The sequence below is a fragment of the Pseudogemmobacter lacusdianii genome (assembly GCF_030848395.1).
In the GTDB taxonomy this organism is placed as follows: domain Bacteria; phylum Pseudomonadota; class Alphaproteobacteria; order Rhodobacterales; family Rhodobacteraceae; genus Pseudogemmobacter; species Pseudogemmobacter lacusdianii.
Genome location: NZ_JAVDBT010000003.1, coordinates 181,046 through 201,113, shown reverse-complemented (window position 1 = coordinate 201,113; position 20,068 = coordinate 181,046). Strand labels below are relative to the sequence as shown.

Below are 20,068 nucleotides of genomic sequence, written 5' to 3'. Positions count from 1 at the left end.
AGAAAGCTTAAACCCGATGTTCGCGCGGCTTCAGCCATAGCCAGATCAGCGCGCCGCCGGCCAGCACCAAGAAGGGCAGCATCGCCATATTGACGGCCTGCCAGCCCGCCTCGACCGAGCCGCCCGAGCAATTCATCAGCCCGCCCGATGAGAAGCTGGCCATCGTCACGCCGCCAAAGACCACGAAGTCATTGACGCCTTGCAAGCGGCCGCGCTCTTCGGGGCGCTGCGCCGAGGTCAGCAGCGTCGTGGCGCCGATGAAGCCGAAATTCCAGCCCAATCCCAAAAGGATAAGCGCGCCGAAGAAATGCGTGAGCTCCACCCCGGAGATGGCCACGGCACCGGCTCCGGCCAAGATCATCAGGCCAAGGGCGATGATCCGTTCGGCCCCGAAACGGGCGATCAAATGGCCGGTGAAGAAGCTGGGCGCATACATCGCCAGCACATGGGCGGTGACGATGTTGGAGGCGTCCGAGACCGCGAAACCGCAGCCGACCACGGCCAGCGGTGAGGAGGTCATCACAAGGTTCATCAGCGCGTAAGAGACGGTGGCGCAGATCATGGCGACGACGATGGTCGGGTTGCGCAAAAGCGCGCCAATGGTGCGGCCTTTGGGGGCTCCGGCGGCTTGGGCTTGGGGTTTCGGGATGCGCAGGAAGAAGAAAAGTACCACGCCGAGGAGGTTCAGCCCCACCACCGCAAGATAGGTGCCAAGGAAGGGCACCACCATCGCATCGCTGGTCAGCTTGACGATCTGCGGGCCGATCACGGCCGAGAAGAGCCCTCCTGCCATCACCCAGCTGATCGCCTTGGGGCGGAAAGCCTCAGACGCGGTATCGGCGGCGGCGAAGCGGAAAAAGCCTTGCGCGCTCATATAGATGCCGGTGAAGAGGGCGGCGATGCAAAAGAGCACGAAGCTGGCATTGTAAAGCGCCAAGGCACCCAAAGCCGCCCCGATGGCACCTCCGGCGGCGCCAAGGGTAAAGCCCCAAGCGCGGCCAAAGCGCTGCATGAAAGCCGAGAGCGGGGTGGCCGAAAGCATCGAGCCGATGACCGTGCAGCTGATCGGCAGCGTCGCCCAACAGGCGTTGGGGGCCAGGGTCGACCCGGCCAAGCCGCCGATGGTGAAGATGATGGGAAGCTGCGCTCCGATGATCGCCTGAGCGGCGACGAGGACGGCAACGTTGCGTTTGGCGATGGCGTCTGACATGGCTGAAGGGGTAGGCTCTTCGGTGCAAGCTGGCAAGGGGAAGGCGATGGTCGGGCGGATCATTTTGACGCCGGCGGATCTGGAAGAGGGGGCGGATTGGCTGGTGAAGGCCGAGCCTCGCTTTGCCCCGGCCTTGGCTTTGGGGCCTTTGCCTTTGCGGCGCTGGCCGGAGGGATTTGGCGCTTTGCTGGATGCGATCATCGGCCAACAGGTGTCTTTGGCCTCGGCCGCGGCGATCAAGGCGCGGATGCAAGCCGCTGGTTTGATGGAAGAAACTGCGGTGGCGCAGGCTTCGGATGAGGATTTGCGGGCGGCGGGCCTAAGCCGACAAAAGGCGCGCTATGCCTCGGCCTTGGCGCAGGCGCGGCTGGATTATGCCGGGTTGGCGGCGGCGCCGGACCGGCAGGTCATTGACCGGCTGGTGGCTTTGCCGGGGATCGGGCTTTGGACGGCGGAGATTTATGCAATGTTCTCGCTGGGGCGCGCGGATGTTTTCGCGCCCGGCGATCTGGCGCTGCAAGAGGCGGCGCGGGGGCTGTTTGGGCTGGACCTGCGGCCCAAGGAAAAGGAATTGCGCGCAATGTCAGAGGCTTGGAGCCCTTGGCGGTCGATTGCGGCGCGGGCGCTCTGGGCCTATTACCGGGCGATGAAGGGCAGAGAAGGGATTTCGGGATGAGAGAGTTGCAATCGGGCCGGCGCGGCGCGGCTTTGGGTGAGGCGCGGGCCGTGGTGATCTTCCTGCATGGCTATGGCGCCGATGGGGCGGATCTTCTGGATCTGGCCGATGCGATGGGGCCGCAACTCCCGGGCGTGGCGTTTTACGCCCCCGATGCGCCCGAACCTTGCCGGGGCGCGCCTTACGGTCGGCAGTGGTTCCCGATCCCGTGGATCGATGGCTCCACGGAGGCTGAGCAGGCCGCAGGGCTTGAGGCGGCGGTGGCGGATCTCAACGCCTTCATTGATAAAACCCTTGCCGCGGAAGGGCTTGAGGGCAGTGCCTTGGCGCTTTTGGGCTTTAGCCAAGGGGCGATGATGTCGATGCATGTCGCCCCTCGGCGCGATCGGGCGATTGCTGGCGTGGTGGCCATCTCGGGCCGGTTGATGGCGCCGGAGCGGTTGGAGGCGGAGGCCAAGGTGAAGCCTCCGGTGCTGCTGGTGCATGGCGACCGCGATGATGTGGTGCCGTTCCAATCGATGCAGCTGGCCGCAAATGCGCTGGTGGGGGCCGGGTTCGAGACCTTTGGCCATGTGATGCAAGGCACCGGCCATGGCATCGCGCCGGATGGTTTGGGCGTGGCTTTGCAGTTTTTGAAAGAGCGCCTGCCGCAAGCCTGAAGGGCGACCAGAACACCCTGATTTCGCAGTGAAATCAGGGTATGTTTTGCAGCTGTATTACATATGGCTTTGGTATGGCTTTGCGCATGACGCGCGCAGCCTAGCCTTGGGCTGCCAGCCAAGCGGCGCATCCGGTCAAAGCGGCATAATCATCCTCGACCACCTGCACCGAGAAATCGCGGGTCAGCAGGTCGATGCGACGGTCTTCGCGGAAATGCTGGCTGAGGCCGAAGCGGGCGAAGGAGGGCATCATGGCCCGGCTCATCCCGCCGATCAAATAGATGCCGCCGAAGGGCAGATGCACCAATGCAAGGTCGGCCAGAAACTGGCCCAAGATCCGCGTATAGAGCTGGGCAGCCTGGGTGGCGATCGCGTCTTCAGCCGCCACTGCGGCCAGCACCTCGGCCGAAGCAAGCCGGCTGTCCGAGCCCGCTTGCGCCGCCGCGAAGGCATAAAGATTGGCGAGGCCGCGACCGGAGAGCACCTCTTCCACCCCCGGATGGCCATTCTCGGCGCGTGAATGGAGCAGATCGGTTATAAACTGCGCCAAAGCCAGATCCTCGGCCGTGCGGACCGGCATATTGACATGGCCGCATTCCGAGGCCGGCACCAGACGCCCAGCACCGCTGCCATGCACGGGAGCGGCATTGACGCCGGTGCCAAGCCCCACCACCAGCATCGTGCCCGACGTTTGGGGGCCATCGACCACGCGGCGCAGATGACCGTCGGCGATATGGCCCAAAGCATGGCCTTGGGCTTGCAGATCGTTCAGGATTTCAATCTTGGTGGCGCCCGTCGCAGCCGAGAGCATCGGCGCATCCATGCTCCAAGCGAGATTGGTCATGGTGGCCACGCCGTTTTGCACCGGGCCTGCGGCAGCGACGCAAAGGCCCGAGACCGCCTCACCACAGCTGGCAAGGTAATCGCGCAGGATATCGCCGATATCTTGGCCCTTGGCTTTATAAGCGGCGTTGGAAAAGCGTCGGATGCTGGGCTGCAAAACAATGCGGCCATTGGCCAAGGCGACGCGGGTGTTGGTGCCGCCGATATCGGCCAGAAGGGAAAGCGTCATAGTGCAGCCTTATGGAGATTGCGGGCCAAGGCCCATGCGAAGGCGTGGTCGAGGGTTTGGGGAATGCTATGGACGTCAAAGCTAGGGCTTTGGCCCTTAATACCGGGCTTGCCCCTGTCATAGCTAGCAAGAAGTGACCCGCAGAAAAAGCCTGAGACGAAGGGCTTTGCGCTTGGGATCCAATCTCGTCGAAGTTGGGTGCAACGCCCTCTGCGGGCTTTGCTGGCGCCTGAGATCTCGCAGCTTTGGGGCAGGGCTGAGAAGCAGGCCATAATCCTTGCGCCGGGTGTTATGGCTTTGAGGCGCACTTTTGGCCTGTTGGCGTCGCCTGTGGCAACGCGTTGCCGTCTGTGAGACGGCCATAGATCACCTCGGGAGCCACCGCTTCTTGCGATGCCAAGCTGTCTGCGTCGCCCCCCTTTGAGGGAAGTGCAACCGATGGGCGCTGAACCCAAGTCAGGGTTAAGGCTTAACCTCTCCTTAACCCTTCATCTTGATCTAAATACTCATCTTGGCGCCGCCAGCCACGGGTGCAGCGTCAGATCAAACGCACCCAAGCGCGGGCGATGCTCAGACCATGCGCGTCTGCCTCAGCGCCCAAGCTTGCGGCCTCGGTTTCGAAATCCCAATTGGGGCGGGCGGCGTTCATAAGATCGGGGAAGCTTGCGCGCCAATCGCGGACCACGGCGCGGTTGGCTTCGAAGTGAAACTGCGTGCCATAGGTGGCGCGGCCGATGCGGAAGCCTTGTTGGGCGACCGCGGCCGAGCTGGCAAGCTGCACGGCCTCTTTTGGCAAAGTGAAGGTGTCGCCATGCCATTGGTAAATCGGGAAAGTGGTGGGCAGATGGCCCAGCACAGGATCGGCGCGGCCTGCCTCGGTCAGGGTGATCGGGGTCCAGCCAAATTCTGGCGTGCGGCCCAAATGGTTCTCGGCGCCAAAGGCGCGGGCAAGCAGTTGGCAGCCAAGGCAAATCCCCAAGACCGGGCGATCCAGCGCGGTGTATTCGGCCATCAGTTGCGCCAGCTGCGGCAGATAGGGGTGGCTGTGGTCATCCAGCGCCGATTGCTCTCCGCCGAAGACCACCAAGGCATCAGCATCCACCTTTGTGGGCAGCGGCTGACCCTTCCAGGGTTTGTAAAGGTCGATCCGCGCGCCTGCCTCATGCAAAGCCACGCCGATCTGGCCGTGGTTGGTGGCAGCGGTGTTTTCAACAATGGCGACGCGCATCAGAAACCTCATTCTCTTATGCGCCCCAATCACCATGGCCGTGGCGCATAGGCAAGGGCTGGGCAAGCCATGTTATGCGCGAATCACGCTTGCCATCCCGGTCTTGGCGTGAAATGGCAAACCGCCAAACGAGCATCCCAAGGAGATACCTATGGAGATTCGCGAGGCACTGACCTTTGATGACGTTCTGCTGGTTCCGGCAGCGTCCAATGTGCTGCCCTCCGACGCAGACACCTCGACCTATGTCACCAAATCGATCCGGATGACGATCCCGCTTCTGTCCTCGGCGATGGATACGGTGACCGAGGCCCGGATGGCGATTGCGATGGCGCAGGCTGGCGGCATTGGCGTGGTGCATCGCAATCTTGATATCGAAGCGCAGGCCCTTGAGGTGCGTCGGGTGAAGCGGTTCGAAAGCGGTGTGGTGGATAAGCCGATCACTTTGTCGCCCGAGCAGACCCTTGCCGATGCTAAGGTGTTGATGGAGCGCTACAATATCACCGGCTTCCCGGTGGTGGACGCCCAAGGTCGCGTGCTTGGCATTGTCACCAACCGCGATATGCGCTTTGCCTCTGATGACCGCACCCCGGTTTCGGTGATGATGAGCGCCGAAAATCTGGCGATCCTGCGGGAGCCGGTGGACCGGGCCGAGGCGATCAGCCTGATGAAATCGCGCCGCATTGAGAAGCTTTTGGTGACGGATGCGCAAAATAAGCTCACCGGGCTTTTGACCCTGCGCGACACGGAAACCGCTGTGCTGAACCCGCATGCGTGCAAGGATGAGCTGGGCCGTCTGCGCGTGGCTGCGGCCTCGACCGTTGGCGATGCAGGTTTCGAGCGCTCACAGGCCTTGATCGAGGCGGGCGTTGATATGGTGGTGATCGACACCGCGCATGGCCATTCCGAAGGGGTGGCGATTGCGGTGGAGCGGATCAAGAAGCTCTCGAGCAGCGTGCAAGTGGTGGCAGGTAACGTCGCCACCGGCGAGGCGACGCGGGCACTGATCGGCGCTGGTGCAGATGCGGTCAAAGTGGGCATCGGCCCCGGCTCGATCTGCACCACGCGGATCGTGGCCGGTGTGGGCGTGCCGCAGCTGACCGCGATCATGGATGCGGCCCGCGCGGCCGGAGATATCCCGGTGATCGCCGATGGCGGCATCAAATATTCGGGCGATTTTGCCAAGGCGATCGCGGCGGGTGCCTCTTGCGCCATGGTTGGCTCGGCGATTGCGGGCACCGACGAATCTCCGGGTGAGGTGATCCTGTGGCAGGGGCGGAGCTTCAAGGCCTACCGCGGCATGGGCAGCCTTGGTGCGATGGCGCGTGGCTCGGCCGACCGCTATTTCCAGAAGGATGCGGCGAGCGACAAGCTGGTGCCTGAGGGGATCGAAGGGCAGGTGCCTTACAAGGGCACGGCGGCTGCGGTCATTCACCAGATGGTGGGCGGCTTGCGCGCGGCAATGGGCTACACCGGCAACCGCACCGTGGAAGAGATGCGCAAGAACTGCAATTTCGTGCGCATCACCGGGGCGGGCTTGAAGGAAAGCCACGTCCATGACGTGCAGATCACCCGCGAAAGCCCGAACTACCGGATCGGTTGATCCTGCGGTTCTAGGTTAAGCCTTTTGGCCAGTTACAGCCGAAAAGGCGGTGAGATCACAGGATCTCACCGCCTTTTTCTTGCGAGTTTTGCGCAAAGCTGTCGCGCAATCTCTGGTCTGCCGGGGCGTTGGGGCCCGTAGGTTTCCTTTGGCAGCACCCGGGTCCCTTACAAAACTGTCACGTCAGTTTTACTGGGCTGTCATGTCGCGGGTCTATCAGGCTTTCAACCTGAGAGGATGACCATGAACACCAAGATTGCACTTTCCGCCGCTCTTTGCGCCATGCTGCCGAGTTTCGCCGCTGCCGAGACCCTTGGCGGGCTTGGCTTTGCCGATGCGATCCGCCACAGCTCGGCGATGACGGCGCAGGATGATTTCACCATTGTCGGCAAAGATGCCTTGATGGAACTGGCCGCGCGCAACGACGATGGTACGATCCGCGCCATCGTTGAGATCCCGACCGGCACTTCGGCCAAATGGGAAGTCAGCAAAGAAAACCCGAATGCGGTCTATTGGGAATATAAGAACGACGCCCCGCGCATCGTGAATTACCTTGGCTATCCGGGTAATTACGGCTCGATCCCCGGCACGGCTTTGCCCAAAGAGCTGGGCGGCGACGGCGACCCGCTGGATGTGATCATCCTTGGCCAAGCCGCACCGCGCGGCGAGATCGTTGATGTACGACTGATCGGCGTTCTGAAGATGCTCGACGGTGGCGAGCAGGACGACAAGCTGATCGCGGTCATGACCGAGAACTCGCCCTTTGCTGCGATCGAAAGCATGGCGCAGTTGGATGAGGTCTATCCGGGCGTGAGCGAGATCATCGGCCTGTGGTTTGCCAATTACAAAGGCCCCGATGGCGGGATGGAATCGCAAGGCTTTGCGGAGAAAGACGTCGCGATGAGCGTCTTTGAGGCGGCTGCCGCGCAATACGAAGCCAAGTAAACCGACGCGTCATCGCTCTATCCCGCGAAAGGCTGCGGGTGAGGGCGGGTTTGACGGACATCACACCAAAAAGGCCTGCCATGGGGAATGGCAGGCCTTTTTGCGAGGGACGCGGGGCGCGGCCCCTTGGGCTTGGAACTTACGGGGCTTGCGGGTAAGACGGCGTCACTCATTTGGACCCGGTGCAAGCCCGGGTGGCTCTTCCGGCCGCTGATCCGCCGGATTACCATAGCGAAAATCCCTGCATCATGATCCAAACCCGGCCTTACCTGCGGCAGTGGCAGGCGCATCCTATGCGTGAGATCCTTGCAGGGGCGGTGGCGACCTTTGCCCTGATCCCTGAGGTGATTGCCTTTTCTTTCACCGCTGGCATCGATCCGGCTGTGGGGCTTTACGCCTCATTCGTGATCAGCATCGTGATCGCGGTCTTTGGTGGTCGCCCGGCGATGATCTCGGCCGCGGCGGGTTCGGTGGCTTTGGTGGTGGCACCTTTGGTGCGCGAGCATGGGGTGGAATATCTCTTTGCCGCCGGGCTTTTGGCGGGCCTGTTCCAGATCGTCTTTGGCTTTGCGCGGCTGTCGAGCTTGATGCGCTATGTCTCAAGCTCGGTGCGCACGGGCTTTGTGAATGCCTTGGCGATCCTGATCTTTGCCGCGCAACTGCCGCATATTTTGAATGCGGGGGCGGTGGGCTATGGCGTGATCGCGGCGGGGTTGGCGATCATTTATCTGGGGCCGAGGCTGACCACCAAGATCCCGGCGCCGCTGATTTGCGTGGTGGTGCTGACGGCTTTGTGCGCGGCCCTTGGGATTGAGCTGCCGCGCGTGGCCGATCTGGGCGCGCTGCCGCAAGGCTTGCCGGGCTTCCATCTGCCGCAGGTGCCGTGGGGGTTGGAGCTTCTCAGCATCATCTTCGCGCCTGCCTTGGCGATTGCGATGGTGGGGCTTTTGGAAAGCCTTATGACGGCGGGGGTGGTCGATGATCAGACCGGCACGCCCTCGAACAAGGATGCCGAGGCGCGCGGTTTGGGGTTGGCCAATGTGGCGGCAAGCCTTTTTGGCGGCATCGCCGGTTGCGGGATGATCGGTCAGACGGTGTCGAATGTGAAATACGGCGGCCGCGGGCGGCTTTCGACTTTGGCGGCGGGCGGGCTTTTGCTGCTGTTCATGGTGGCGGCCGGAGATGTGATCGGCCAAGTGCCGGTGGCGGCGCTGGTCGCGATTATGATCATGGTCTCGATCGATACGTTGGACTGGGGCTCGTTGCGGCGGCTGCGCGCCACGCCAAGGCTCTCCAATCTGGTGATGCTGACCACGGTGGCGGTGACGGTGGTCAGCCACAACCTCTCGCTGGGGGTGCTGGTGGGGGTGCTGATGAGCGGCGTCTTCTTCGCCGCCAAAGTCGCGGCGTTGCAGCAGGTGCGGCGCGAGGGTGACACCTATATCGTCGAGGGGCAGCTGTTCTTTGCCTCGGCCGATGCTTTTGTGGATGCCTTTGATCCCAGCGACCATGAGGGGCCGGTGACGATTGACTTGAGCGGGGCCAAGCTCTGGGACATCACCGCCGCAGCGGCGGTTGAGAAGGTAAGGCAGCGGTTCTTGGCGCATGAGATCGGCGTGACCCTGCGGGGCATGCAGGGCGCGGCTGTCGCTGAGGTTGGGAGAGGGTAACGATGTCTGATGATCTGCGGATGACCGAGGCCGAGCTTATGCAGCTGGCGGTGGATTTCCTTACAGCGCAAGGGCTTGAGCGCGGCCACGCGACGTCGATGGCATCTGTGCTTTGCGCGGCGCAGCGCGATGGGAGCCTGTCGCATGGGCTGCAAAGGCTGCCCGGCACCCGCGACACCATTGGCCATCCGGCCTTTCAAAAGGCCCCGCAGCTGCGGGTAGAGCAGGTGACGCCTGCGGTCTTGAAGGTCGATGCCGATTACGGCTTTGCGGTCCATGCTACGATGAGTGCCTTGCCGCAGCTGATTGCCTCGGCGAAGGCTTTGGGCATTGCCTTTATGGCGGTGCGCAATGGCTTTCATTCCACAGCCCTTTGGCCGGTGGTCGAGGCTTTGGCCGAGGCAGGGCTGGTGGGCCTGTCGATGAACCCAACGCATGATTGGGTGGTGCCAGCGGGCGGCACAAAGCCGGTGCTCGGCACCAATCCGATGGCTTTTGCATGGCCAAGGCCCGGACAGCCGCCCTATGTGTTTGATTTTGCAACCACTGCGGCGGCGCGCGCCGATATTGCTATGGCGCGCAATGAGGGGCGGGCGATCCCTGAGGGCTGGGGGCTGGACCCTGAGGGCCAGCCGACAACCGATCCTGCGGCGGTGCTGGCGGGGGCGATGCTGCCCTTTGGCGGCCACAAAGGCTCGGCTCTGGCGACGATGATTGAGCTGATGGCGGGGCCGATGATTGGCGGGCTGACGAGTGCGGCCTCGGCCCGGTTTGATGAGGGGCATAAGGCGGCGCCCTGCCATGCCGAACTGGTCATTGCGATTGACCCCAAGCTTTTGTCGGATCCCTCGGATGAGGCGGCTGCCGAGGCGATGTTGGGGGCGATCTCGGGGCAGGGCGCGCGCCTGCCGGGGGCGCGGCGGCATGGCTTGCGCGACGTGCATCAGCGTGACGGCATCCCTTTGCGCCACGCGCTTTATGAGCAGATTTTGGCGGGGATCGCAGGCCGCTAGGCCCGCGCGCCGATATCTCACAGCCCTTGGCCCCACAGCGGGGCTGGGGTAAAGCAAGGCGCGCGCTTTGCCGCCTTGCGAAATTCGTCAAAACTGTTCGGGAAATCTTCATGTTTTCGACCCTAACCTGTCGCGTCCCGACGCTGTCTCACCCACTCAGCGCTGGGGGCATCTGATGCAGCTGGCAGCACGGGCCGCGGCGGCCATTGGCATCTTGGACAAGGTTTTGGCGGGGGAGCCCGCTGAGAAGGTTTTGACCAGCTGGGGGCGCGGCGCGCGCTATGCCGGATCGGGCGACCGGGCGGCGGTGCGCGATATTGTCTATGACGGCTTGCGCTGCTTGCGCTCATTCGCAGCGCTTGGCGGGGCGCCCATCGGCACGCTGACCGGTCGCAGCGTGGTTTTGGGGGCAGCACGCGCTGCCGGGGTTGAGGCTTTGTGGTTCGATGGCTCGCCGCATGGCCCTGCCGTAGCAACAGAGCCGGCTGCGCAGCCTGAAGGGCTGGACGCTTTGGACTGCCCGGCATGGCTGACCCCGCAGTTGCAGCAAGCTTTGGGCGAGGATTTCGCCCCCGTCATGCAGGCGCTGCAATCGCGCGCGCCGGTGTTTTTGCGGGTGAACGCGGGCAAGACCACGGTTGAGGCCGCAATGGCGGCTTTGGCGGCGGAAGGGATCACCACGCGCCCGCATCCTTTGGCACAGTTTGCCTTGGAAGTGACCGGGAACGCTCGGAAAATCCAGAATTCTGCTACTTACGCGGAAGGCTTGGTTGAGCTGCAAGACGCCGCCTCGCAGGCCTTGGCCGAGGCGGTGCCTTTGCGCGCGGGCGCAAAGGTTTTGGACCTTTGCGCCGGGGGCGGCGGCAAGTCTTTGGCCTTGGCGGCGCGGGCGAAACTGAAGCTTTACGCCCATGACGCCAACCCACGCCGGATGGCCGATTTGCCGGCGCGCGCGGCGCGGGCCGGGGTGAAAATCACCCTGACCACCGCGCCAGAAAGCCAGGCGCCCTTTGACGTTGTGCTGGCCGATGTGCCTTGCTCTGGTTCGGGTTCTTGGCGGCGCGACCCGGAAGGCAAGTGGAGCCTGAGCGCTGAGCGATTGGCCGGTTTGGTGGCTTTGCAGTCCGAGATTTTGGACCGAGCCGCGCGGCTTTGCGCGCCAAATGGCGTGGTGGGCTATGCCACCTGCTCGCTTTTGCGGGCGGAGAATGAAGATCAGGTGGCGGCATTTTTGGCCCGCACCCCCGGCTGGTCGTTGCGTGAAAGCTATCGTTTCACGCCTTTGCAAGACGGCGACGGCTTTGGCCTTGCGCTTTTGGCGCGCGACTGACTTGATGGGTGCACCTTAAGGTTGCCAAACAAAGCCTTAACATTTGAGCCTGCGCCTTGCTTCGCTGCAGGCTCAAAGCCCCGCCGTGCTGACGCCTTTAATTGCGATTTGCCGGAAAAATCTCACTCAAGTTAATCCCTGTTTAACGAGTTGCCTCTCCTATGGAGCCAGCGGGGGCTGCCCTCGCCAATGCCCGGGTGCAAAGCGGAGGGACAGGTGCGTCAACCCGACAGCGAGATGAGGGCCGTGATGCGGGTGACGCGCGGCTTGTCAGCGCAAGCGGTATGGATCTTAAGCGCGGGGCTCGTGAGCCTTGGGCTCGCGCTGGTCTCAGGGGCGGGACCGGTGCGAAACGGGTTATTAATCACGGGCTTGGCGCTTGTCGCGCTGACGCTGATCTTGCGCAGTGGGCTTGGGGTGCAGCGCTGGCATGACCGAAGACAAGCGGCGCATTTGACCCAGCTGGTGGGGCAGGATGTGGCGCCTTGCTTTTCGACCGATGAGATGGGGCGCATTCTCTTTCGCAACGCCGCAGCCCTGAGCCGCTTTGGCGATCACGCCGCACAAACGCTGGTGGCGCAGCTGCATGAGCAATTTGCGGCACCTTCCGCGGTGCTCTTTCGCCTGCAATCACGCGCGGCCAACAGCGGCGCCGCGCGTGAGGATCTGGTGACGCGGCGGGGGCATCTGCGACTTTCGGTGCACCGACTGGCTGCCGATCGATTTCTGTGGCGGTTGGAGGAGTTTCAAGACCGCAGCACCGCGGGCCGCGGGGCAGAGGGGCTCAGCCTGCCGATGGTGGTGGTAAACCGCGCCGGCGTGGTGCTGTTTTCCAATGAAGCGATGCGTAAGCTTTTGGGAGAGCGGCCAAAACGGCTGGACCGCATCTTCCCGAACCCGCGCGTTGTCTCGGGCGAGGAGGTGCAGGTTTTCGGTCATAATGGCCCGTTACGCGCCGTGGTGGCCGAGGTCGAAGGCTTGGGTGATCGCCGTGAGGTGTTTCTCTTGCCGTCCGCCACGCGCAACGACGAAGATACGATCAGCACCGATTTTGAAAGCGTGCCGGTGGCGCTGATGAAATTCGCCGCAGATGGCCGGTTGCGCAGCCTAAACCTAGAGGCGCGGCGGCTTTTGGGTGACATTCCGATGGCCGAATTGTCCTTTCACGACCTCTTTGAAGATCTGGGGCGACCTGTCGCGGATTGGCTCTCGGATGTGGTCTCGGAACGGCTTCCAGCCGGGTCCGAGGTGCTAAGGGTGCGCCGGGCCGGTGAGGACAGTTTTGTCCAGGTGCAACTGCGCCGGATTGTTGAGCATGGCCGCAGCGGCGCCTTGGCCGTGCTGGCCGATGCGACGGCTTTGAAGAAGCTTGAAGCGCAGTTCACCCAAAGCCAGAAGATGCAGGCGATTGGCCAGTTGGCCGGTGGAGTTGCGCATGATTTCAACAACTTGCTGACCGCGATCTTGGGGCATTGCGATCTTTTGCTGCTGCATCACGGCCGTGAGGATGCCGATTTCGCCGATCTTGAACAGATCCGCCAGAACGCCAATCGCGCGGCGGGTTTGGTCAGTCAATTGCTGGCCTTTTCGCGCAAGCAGACCCTTACGCCGGAAACCCTGGATCTGCCGGAAGTGCTTTCCGACCTCACCCATCTTTTGAATCGGCTGGTGGGGGAAAAGGTGCAATTGCAGCTGGCGCATGACCCCAGCCTGGCGCCCATTCGCGCCGATAAACGCCAGCTTGAACAGGTTTTGATGAACCTTGTCGTGAACGCCCGCGATGCGATGCCGGACGGCGGCACGATCCGGATCGAGACCGAGGCGATGACGCTGCCCGAGCCTTTGGTGCGTGAGCGCGCCACGATTCCGGCCGGCCATTACGCAATGATCCGGGTGCTGGATACAGGGTGCGGCATCCCCACGGATAAGCTTGAGAAGATTTTCGATCCCTTTTTCACCACAAAAAAGGTGGGCGAGGGCACCGGGCTTGGCCTTTCAACAGTCTACGGGATCGTCAAGCAATCGGGTGGTTACATTTTTGTGGCCAGTGAACAGGGCCGTGGCACGGTTTTTGAGATTTTTCTGCCCGCCTATACTGCGGTGGACGATGATGAAACTGTTGCACCCGTGGTGGAAGAGCCGCGCCGGATGATGATCCGCACCAGCGAAGGTGTGGTGCTTTTGGTCGAGGATGAGGCACCGGTGCGCGCCTTTGCCAGCCGCGCCTTGCGGCTGCGCGGCTATACCGTGCTTGAGGCAGAAAGCGCGGAAGAGGCGCTGCGGACTTTGGCCGACCCCGCACTTGAGGTGGATGTTTTCGTCACCGATGTGGTGATGCCGGGGATGGACGGGCCAACTTGGGTCAAGCGCGCCTTAGAGACGCGCCCAGATGTGAAGGTGATCTTCGTCTCGGGCTATGCCGAGGATGTACTCTCGGCCGATCAGGCGCGGATCCCCAATTCGATCTTCCTGCCCAAACCCTTCTCTCTGAATGATCTTACGCAGACCGTGCAGGGGCAGCTGCACTAAGCTTTGTTAAAGAAAATTGGGCCCGATACTGTCATAAAGCGCAAAATCCGCTGCAGCGGATTTGCGCAGCAAAGCCTCGGTCTCGGGGGAAAGCTCTGTCTCCACTTTGGGTGAGACATTCACCCGCGACAAGGTGATCTCTCGCCCCAAACGTTCGGAGAGATAATCGATGAAAATGTCGATCTCTTCATAGCGAAAGAGCCGGTCGACACCTTGGCCTTGACGCGGCCGCAAGAAGCGCTCTTGGCTGCCCACATCGGCAAAATCGGGACGGTCGGCGGAGCACCAACCTTGCACGAATGCCTCAAAGCTCAGTCCAGCGGTGGATTTTGTCGGCTCAGTCCCCGGGCGCTGGCGGTAACGATACCAAGAGCCAAGCCAATCGCGTGGCTCGCGCATCAGCGCTACGGCGGTCCAATCGGTCTTGCTGGCCGCTTCAAGATAGGGACCAAGAAAGCGGCGGAAGCGGTGCACCGTGGTGTGTTTCAGCACCGGCGGGCGCTGCACTGAGATGGAGGCCTGCGATTCGAGCGCCGCAGCAATCGCGCTCGATCCGGTCTTGGGTGTGGCCAAGAACACCAGCCGAGCTTCCCAAAATACCAGCATTTCAAGCCAATCCCTTCGCAAACACCCAATTTTAAGCGCTTCTGCGCTGCAATTTAAACCATCCGTTAAGCAAGTCCGGAGAAAAATCAATCCGAGACAAATCGCTTGAAATGTTCACGTTTTGATCGCATATATTGCGAACAGAAGTGGAACACGGGCAAGCATTGCTGCTTAAGGGTGGCTGTGGGATAAGGAGACACGGATGACTGTCGCCAATCTTTTCGATCTTGGGAGCAAGCGGGATATGGATAAGCAAAAAGCCCTGGAGAGCGCGTTGGCGCAGATCGAACGGCAGTTTGGCAAGGGCTCGATCATGAAGCTCGGCGCCAATACCGCTGCGATGGAGATTGAAGCGACATCGACCGGCTCGTTGGGTCTGGATATCGCGCTTGGCATCGGCGGTCTGCCTAAGGGCCGGATCGTGGAGATTTATGGGCCGGAAAGCTCGGGTAAAACCACGCTGACGCTGCATGTTGTGGCCGAAGAGCAGAAGAAGGGCGGGGTTTGCGCCTTTGTTGACGCTGAACATGCGCTGGATCCGGGCTATGCCAAGAAACTTGGTGTTAACCTTGATGAATTGCTGATCTCGCAACCCGATACGGGCGAGCAGGCGCTGGAGATCGTGGATACGCTGGTGCGCTCGGGCGCGGTCAGCTTGATCGTGGTCGACTCGGTCGCGGCACTGACCCCCAAGGCCGAGCTTGAAGGCGACATGGGCGACGCGACGGTCGGCGCGCAGGCGCGCCTGATGTCTCAAGCGATGCGCAAACTGACCGCCAGCATTGGCCGCAGCAACTGCATGGTGATCTTCATCAACCAAATCCGGATGAAGATTGGCGTGATGTTCGGCAGCCCCGAGACCACCACTGGCGGTAACGCCTTGAAATTCTACGCCTCGGTGCGTCTGGACATCCGCCGGATCGGCGCGATCAAGGACCGCGAAGAGGTGGTTGGCAACACCACCCGCGTCAAGGTGGTGAAGAACAAAGTGGCGCCGCCCTTCAAACAGGTGGAATTCGACATCATGTATGGTGAAGGCATCTCGAAAACCGGTGAGCTGGTCGATATCGGCGTGAAGGCGGGCGTGGTTGATAAATCGGGCGCTTGGTATTCCTACGGGGATGAGCGGATCGGTCAGGGCCGTGAAAATGCCAAAACCTTCCTGAAGAACAACCCCGCTATGGCGGCCGCAATCGAAGAGAAAATCCGCAATGCCAATGGCTTGGACTTCCAAGCCGAGCCGGGCGGTGAGGATGATGACGTGATGGAGGGCTAAGGCCCGCAGCCAGGGCAAGCTGGCTGAACTTAAAGCGATCGGGCAGGGGCCGGGGGGAACTCTCCGGCCTTTTGCGTCTTCGCGGCAGCTCTGGCGCATCCCGTGGTGGACAGGCCCGAAAAGCACGGCTAAACGGGGCGCAATTGGCTGAATTTCTCGAAAAAAGCCCAGTGCTGAAAGGCCCCGCATCATGGCTTCGCTGAACGATATCCGTTCCACCTATCTCGATTTCTTCAAGCGCAACGACCACCGGGTCGTGGAAAGCTCCTCGCTGGTGCCGCGCAACGATCCGACGCTGATGTTTGCGAACTCGGGCATGGTGCAGTTTAAGAACCTGTTCACCGGGGTTGAGACGCGCGATTACAAGCGGGCCACCACGGCGCAAAAATGCGTGCGCGCCGGCGGCAAACACAACGATCTTGACAATGTGGGCTATACGGCGCGCCACCATACCTTCTTTGAAATGCTGGGGAATTTCTCCTTTGGCGATTATTTCAAAGAGCAGGCGATCACCTTCGCTTGGGAGCTTTTGACCAAGGATTTCGGCCTGGCCAAAGACAAGCTTTTGGTCACCGTTTACCATACTGACGACGAAGCCGCCGGGATGTGGAAGCGCATCGCCGGCCTGCCGGAAGATCGCATCATCCGCATCGCCAGCGATGACAACTTCTGGCGCATGGGGCCGACCGGGCCTTGCGGTCCCTGCACCGAGATTTTCTACGATCACGGCGACAGCATCTGGGGCGGTCCTCCGGGCAGCGCGGATGAAGACGGCGACCGCTTCATCGAGATCTGGAACAACGTTTTCATGCAAAACGAGCAGTTCGCCGATGGCTCGATGCGTCCCTTGGAGATGCAAAGCATCGACACCGGCATGGGGCTGGAGCGGATTGGCGCTTTGCTGCAAGGCAAGCACGACAATTACGACACCGATTTGATGCGCAGCCTGATTGAGGCTTCGGCGCATGCCACCAGCCAAGACCCTGATGGGCCTGGCAAAACCAGCCATCGGGTGATCGCGGACCACCTGCGTTCGACCTCGTTCCTGATTGCCGATGGGGTGATGCCGTCGAATGAGGGCCGCGGCTACGTTTTGCGCCGGATCATGCGCCGCGCGATGCGCCATGCGCATATGCTGGGCGCGCAGGATCCGGTGATGTGGAAGCTGGTGCCGGCTTTGGTGCGCCAGATGGGCGCGGCTTACCCCGAGCTGACCCGCGCGCAGCCCTTGATCGAAGAGACGCTGAAGCTGGAAGAGACCCGGTTCAAGCAGACCCTCGATCGTGGCTTGCGGCTCTTGGATGATGAGCTGGCCCGTCTGCCCGAGGGCGGCGATCTGCCGGGTGCGGCAGCCTTTAAGCTTTATGACACTTTCGGCTTCCCGCTGGATCTGACGCAAGACGCTTTGCGTGAGAAGGGCCGTGCGGTCGATGTTGAGGGCTTTGATGCGGCTATGGCCGAGCAAAAGGCCAAAGCCCGTGCGGCATGGTCGGGCATTGGTGAGGCCAAGGACGCCAAAATCTGGTTCGAGCTGGCTGAAGAGCGCGGCACCACCGAATTCTTGGGTTATGATACTGAAGTGGCTGAGGGTGTTGTCTTGGCTCTGGTCCGCGACGGCGCGGAAATCGCCTCGGCCGAGACGGGTGAGGCGGTGCAGGTGGTCGTTAACCAATCGCCCTTCTACGCAGAAAGCGGCGGTCAGGTGGGCGACACCGGCGTGATCCGCACTGCGACGGGCGTGGTTGAAGTGACCGACACCAAGAAGGTGGCCGGGGTTTTCCTGCACATCGGCCGCGTCACTGAGGGCAAGATTGCCAAGGATCAAGCCGCCAAGCTTGAAGTCGAGCACAGCCGCCGCAGCCAGATCCAAGCCAATCACTCGGCGACGCACCTGCTGCATGAGGCGCTCCGCCGTGCGCTTGGCGATCATGTGGCGCAAAAGGGCAGCTTGAACGCGCCCGACCGTCTGCGCTTTGACTTCAGCCATAGCCACGCTTTGACCGCTGCCGAACAGGCGCAGGTTGAGGCCGAGGTGAACGCCTATATCCGCCAAAATGCGCCGGTTGATACCCGGATCATGACGCCGGACGATGCCCGTGCTATTGGCGCGCAGGCCTTGTTTGGTGAGAAGTACGGCGAGGAAGTCCGCGTTGTTTCAATGGGTTGGCTTGATGGTTCGGGCAAGGGCGCGGATCAGCGCACCTACTCGCTTGAGCTTTGCGGCGGCACCCATGTCACGCGCACCGGCGATATCGGCGCTTTGGTTCTGTTGGGCGATTCCGCTTCCAGCGCCGGGGTGCGGCGGATTGAGGCGCTGACCGGTCAAGCGGCGTTGGACCATCTGCGCGCGCAAGATCAGCGGTTGGCCGAGATTGCCTCCTCGCTGAAAGCGCCGGTCACGGAAGTGGTCGAGCGGGTGCGGCTGTTGGCCGAAGATCGCCGCAAGTTGGAAAACGAAGTGGCCACTTTGCGGCGTGAGCTGGCGATGGGCGGCTCGGGTCAGGCCACGGAAGCCAAAGAAATCAACGGCGTGAAGCTGGTGGCGCAGGTCTTGAAAGGCGTCTCGGGCAAAGATCTGCCGGCGATGATCGATGAGATCAAGGGCCGCATCGGCTCGGGCGCGGTGGTGCTGATCGCTGACACGGGCGCTAAGCCTGCGGTGGCGGCGGGCGTTACGGCGGATCTGACCGGCCAAATCTCGGCCGTTACCTTGGTCAAGGCGGCTGCCGAGGCTTTGGGCGGCAAAGGCGGCGGTGGCCGTCCGGATATGGCGCAGGCCGGTGGCGCGGATATCGCTTTGGCCGATGCTGCCCTTGCCGCGGTCGAAGCCGCAATGAAAGGCTAAGCCATGCCAACCGCGCTTTGGATTGCCCATGTCAATGTGATCGATGCCGAGGCTTACGGGCGCTACGCCGCTTTGGCAGGCCCGGCGATCGCGGCGCATGGCGGGGTCTTCCTGGCCCGCGCCGGGCGCTATGTGCAGCTGGAAGGCAACGACCGGCCGCGCAATGTGGTGGCGCGGTTCCCTTCTTTGGAAAAGGCGGTGGAGTGCTATCACTCGGCCGCCTACCAAGAGGCCTTGTCCCATGCGAGGGGCGCAAGTGAGCGTGATTTGATGGTGGTGGAGGAGGCGGAGACGTAAAATCCTTCGGATTTTCTCCGCGCAATTCCCAGCTTTCATTGTATGATTGCTTCAAACAGGGCCGGCGCAGTGACGGCGGCCCGACAGAGGCGGCAGTGAACAAGTGCAAGCGTGACAGAATGACCAGCTACACAGGGGCCTTCGCCCAAAGTTCGGGGGCGCACTGATGTGCCGTTGGGCCGCCTATACCGGGGCGCCGATCTTCCTTGAAGAGATCATCAGCCGGCCGGGCCATTCCCTGATCCACCAATCGCATTGCGCCACGCAATGCCACACCGCGATCAACGCCGATGGCTTTGGCTTGGCGTGGTATGGCGATCGCCCCGAGCCGGGGCTTTACCGTGATGTGATGCCAGCTTGGTCGGACCCGAACCTTAAGTCTTTGACCGCGCAGGTGAAATCCGGCCTCTTTCTGGCGCATGTCCGGGCCTCGACCGGCACGGCCACCAGCCGCAACAACTGCCATCCTTTCGTGCATGGCGTGTGGAGTTTCATGCACAACGGTCAAGTCGGCGGCTATGAGCAGTTCCGCCGCGATGCCGATATGATGGTGCCAGAGCATCTTTACCCTTTCCGCAAAGGCGCGACGGACAGTGAGGCCTTGTTCCTTGCCGCCATTGCCGAGGGGCTCGACTCCGATCCTTGCGCCGCATTGGAGCGGGCATCGGCCAAGTTCATCCGGCTTGCGCGTGAGAAAGGGGCTTTGCCGCATCTGCGGATGACAGCGGCGCTTTCTGATGGGCATCGCCTTTACGCCGTGCGCTACGCCACGGATGACGCCGCCCCCAGCCTGTACTACCGCTGGTCGGAAAGCCGTCAGGGCTATGCCGTGGTCTCGGAGCCTTTGGAAAAGGATGAGGGCGGCTGGACTGCGGTGGCACCGGCAACCTTTTGCACCTTTGAAGGGCGCTCGGTCCAGGTGGCGCGGTTCTTGCCCTGCCGCTTGGCTGCGGCGGCGTAATTTTGGAGCGGCGTAGAATCGGCTGATTCTAACGCTGCAAAGCCCCGGCCTTCCCTTCGGTTTCCCGAAGCTTTTTCAAAAAATCCCGAAAAATCATATCTTGATTGGCTTGATTGTCTTAGAGGCGATTCGCTGTCTAGGTCTTCTGCAC

The 20,068-nt window shown here is 62.0% G+C and carries 16 protein-coding genes and 1 other annotated feature; of the genes, 12 read left to right on the top strand and 4 right to left on the bottom strand.

The annotated features are described in order from the left end of the window. Positions 1-7 precede the first annotated feature (7 nt). The gene (locus Q9295_RS04195) at positions 8-1,210 is read right to left on the bottom strand and encodes an MFS transporter (RefSeq protein ID WP_306679350.1); all 1,203 of its coding nucleotides are present in this window, start codon (positions 1,208-1,210) and stop codon (positions 8-10) included. A gap of 46 nt (positions 1,211-1,256) precedes the next feature. Here Q9295_RS04195 and Q9295_RS04190 point away from each other — a divergent pair, with 46 nt between their 5' ends. Then, entirely contained in the window at positions 1,257-1,886 is a 630-nt protein-coding gene (locus Q9295_RS04190) for a DNA-3-methyladenine glycosylase family protein (RefSeq protein ID WP_306679250.1), read from the top strand. Next, positions 1,883-2,545, top strand: a complete 663-nt coding sequence (locus Q9295_RS04185; protein ID WP_306679249.1) for an alpha/beta hydrolase — start codon at positions 1,883-1,885, stop codon at positions 2,543-2,545. The genes Q9295_RS04190 and Q9295_RS04185 overlap by 4 nt, the downstream gene beginning before the upstream one ends. Before the next feature lie 100 nt (positions 2,546-2,645). Here Q9295_RS04185 and Q9295_RS04180 read toward each other — a convergent pair whose 3' ends face one another. Then, positions 2,646-3,617: a glucokinase gene (locus Q9295_RS04180; protein ID WP_306679248.1), complete on the bottom strand. Its 972-nt coding sequence runs from the start codon at positions 3,615-3,617 to the stop codon at positions 2,646-2,648. Positions 3,618-4,155: 538 nt separating this feature from the next. Further along, entirely contained in the window at positions 4,156-4,845 is a 690-nt protein-coding gene (locus Q9295_RS04175) for a type 1 glutamine amidotransferase (protein ID WP_306679247.1), read from the bottom strand. Between the two features lie 151 nt (positions 4,846-4,996). Here Q9295_RS04175 and guaB point away from each other — a divergent pair, with 151 nt between their 5' ends. From guaB to Q9295_RS04145, 6 genes are all read left to right on the top strand, one after another. Continuing rightward, complete coding sequence (gene guaB / locus Q9295_RS04170; protein ID WP_306679246.1) at positions 4,997-6,445, top strand: IMP dehydrogenase; 1,449 nt, start codon at positions 4,997-4,999, stop codon at positions 6,443-6,445. A 243-nt stretch (positions 6,446-6,688) separates the two neighbouring features. Further along, the gene (locus tag Q9295_RS04165) at positions 6,689-7,390 is read left to right on the top strand and encodes an inorganic diphosphatase (RefSeq protein ID WP_306679245.1); all 702 of its coding nucleotides are present in this window, start codon (positions 6,689-6,691) and stop codon (positions 7,388-7,390) included. Between the two features lie 172 nt (positions 7,391-7,562). Beyond that, positions 7,563-7,618, top strand: a sequence feature (sul1 is cis-regulatory element that is thought to sense ions involved in sulfur or methionine metabolism; They are found in Alphaproteobacteria). A gap of 20 nt (positions 7,619-7,638) precedes the next feature. Then, positions 7,639-9,060 (top strand): SulP family inorganic anion transporter, encoded by a 1,422-nt coding sequence (locus Q9295_RS04160; RefSeq protein ID WP_373457425.1) that lies wholly within the window; start codon positions 7,639-7,641, stop codon positions 9,058-9,060. Between the two features lie 2 nt (positions 9,061-9,062). Next, the gene (locus Q9295_RS04155) at positions 9,063-10,073 is read left to right on the top strand and encodes an Ldh family oxidoreductase (RefSeq protein WP_306679243.1); all 1,011 of its coding nucleotides are present in this window, start codon (positions 9,063-9,065) and stop codon (positions 10,071-10,073) included. A gap of 175 nt (positions 10,074-10,248) precedes the next feature. Beyond that, entirely contained in the window at positions 10,249-11,403 is a 1,155-nt protein-coding gene (locus tag Q9295_RS04150; protein WP_306679242.1) for an RsmB/NOP family class I SAM-dependent RNA methyltransferase, read from the top strand. A 249-nt stretch (positions 11,404-11,652) separates the two neighbouring features. After that, a complete protein-coding gene (locus tag Q9295_RS04145) occupies positions 11,653-13,932 on the top strand; it encodes a hybrid sensor histidine kinase/response regulator (RefSeq protein ID WP_306679349.1) in 2,280 nt (759 codons plus the stop codon). Positions 13,933-13,938: 6 nt separating this feature from the next. Here Q9295_RS04145 and Q9295_RS04140 read toward each other — a convergent pair whose 3' ends face one another. Further along, positions 13,939-14,538, bottom strand: a complete 600-nt coding sequence (locus Q9295_RS04140) for a hypothetical protein (protein WP_306679241.1) — start codon at positions 14,536-14,538, stop codon at positions 13,939-13,941. Positions 14,539-14,740: 202 nt separating this feature from the next. On the opposite strand from Q9295_RS04140, the gene recA reads away from it, so the two are divergent. The 4 genes from recA to Q9295_RS04120 all read left to right on the top strand — a co-directional run bounded on the left by recA (position 14,741) and on the right by Q9295_RS04120 (position 19,917). Next, positions 14,741-15,814 (top strand): recombinase RecA, encoded by a 1,074-nt coding sequence (gene recA / locus Q9295_RS04135; RefSeq protein WP_306679240.1) that lies wholly within the window; start codon positions 14,741-14,743, stop codon positions 15,812-15,814. 190 nt (positions 15,815-16,004) lie between these two features. Then, positions 16,005-18,659 carry an alanine--tRNA ligase gene (gene alaS / locus Q9295_RS04130; protein ID WP_306679238.1) on the top strand — a complete coding sequence of 885 codons (2,655 nt, stop codon included), beginning with the start codon at positions 16,005-16,007 and terminating at the stop codon, positions 18,657-18,659. Between the two features lie 3 nt (positions 18,660-18,662). After that, positions 18,663-18,956, top strand: a complete 294-nt coding sequence (locus Q9295_RS04125) for a DUF1330 domain-containing protein (protein WP_306679237.1) — start codon at positions 18,663-18,665, stop codon at positions 18,954-18,956. A 166-nt stretch (positions 18,957-19,122) separates the two neighbouring features. Further along, entirely contained in the window at positions 19,123-19,917 is a 795-nt protein-coding gene (locus tag Q9295_RS04120; protein WP_306679236.1) for a class II glutamine amidotransferase, read from the top strand. The last annotated feature ends 151 nt before the right edge of the window (positions 19,918-20,068 follow it).

Coding starts and splice junctions, on each gene's coding strand:
- Q9295_RS04195 (WP_306679350.1), bottom strand. CDS start 1,210: ATGTCAGACGCCATCGCCAAACGCAACGTTGCCGTCCTCGTCGCCGCT.
- Q9295_RS04190 (WP_306679250.1), top strand. CDS start 1,257: ATGGTCGGGCGGATCATTTTGACGCCGGCGGATCTGGAAGAGGGGGCG.
- Q9295_RS04185 (WP_306679249.1), top strand. CDS start 1,883: ATGAGAGAGTTGCAATCGGGCCGGCGCGGCGCGGCTTTGGGTGAGGCG.
- Q9295_RS04180 (WP_306679248.1), bottom strand. CDS start 3,617: ATGACGCTTTCCCTTCTGGCCGATATCGGCGGCACCAACACCCGCGTC.
- Q9295_RS04175 (WP_306679247.1), bottom strand. CDS start 4,845: ATGCGCGTCGCCATTGTTGAAAACACCGCTGCCACCAACCACGGCCAG.
- guaB (WP_306679246.1), top strand. CDS start 4,997: ATGGAGATTCGCGAGGCACTGACCTTTGATGACGTTCTGCTGGTTCCG.
- Q9295_RS04165 (WP_306679245.1), top strand. CDS start 6,689: ATGAACACCAAGATTGCACTTTCCGCCGCTCTTTGCGCCATGCTGCCG.
- Q9295_RS04160 (WP_373457425.1), top strand. CDS start 7,639: ATGATCCAAACCCGGCCTTACCTGCGGCAGTGGCAGGCGCATCCTATG.
- Q9295_RS04155 (WP_306679243.1), top strand. CDS start 9,063: ATGTCTGATGATCTGCGGATGACCGAGGCCGAGCTTATGCAGCTGGCG.
- Q9295_RS04150 (WP_306679242.1), top strand. CDS start 10,249: ATGCAGCTGGCAGCACGGGCCGCGGCGGCCATTGGCATCTTGGACAAG.
- Q9295_RS04145 (WP_306679349.1), top strand. CDS start 11,653: ATGCGGGTGACGCGCGGCTTGTCAGCGCAAGCGGTATGGATCTTAAGC.
- Q9295_RS04140 (WP_306679241.1), bottom strand. CDS start 14,538: ATGCTGGTATTTTGGGAAGCTCGGCTGGTGTTCTTGGCCACACCCAAG.
- recA (WP_306679240.1), top strand. CDS start 14,741: ATGACTGTCGCCAATCTTTTCGATCTTGGGAGCAAGCGGGATATGGAT.
- alaS (WP_306679238.1), top strand. CDS start 16,005: ATGGCTTCGCTGAACGATATCCGTTCCACCTATCTCGATTTCTTCAAG.
- Q9295_RS04125 (WP_306679237.1), top strand. CDS start 18,663: ATGCCAACCGCGCTTTGGATTGCCCATGTCAATGTGATCGATGCCGAG.
- Q9295_RS04120 (WP_306679236.1), top strand. CDS start 19,123: ATGTGCCGTTGGGCCGCCTATACCGGGGCGCCGATCTTCCTTGAAGAG.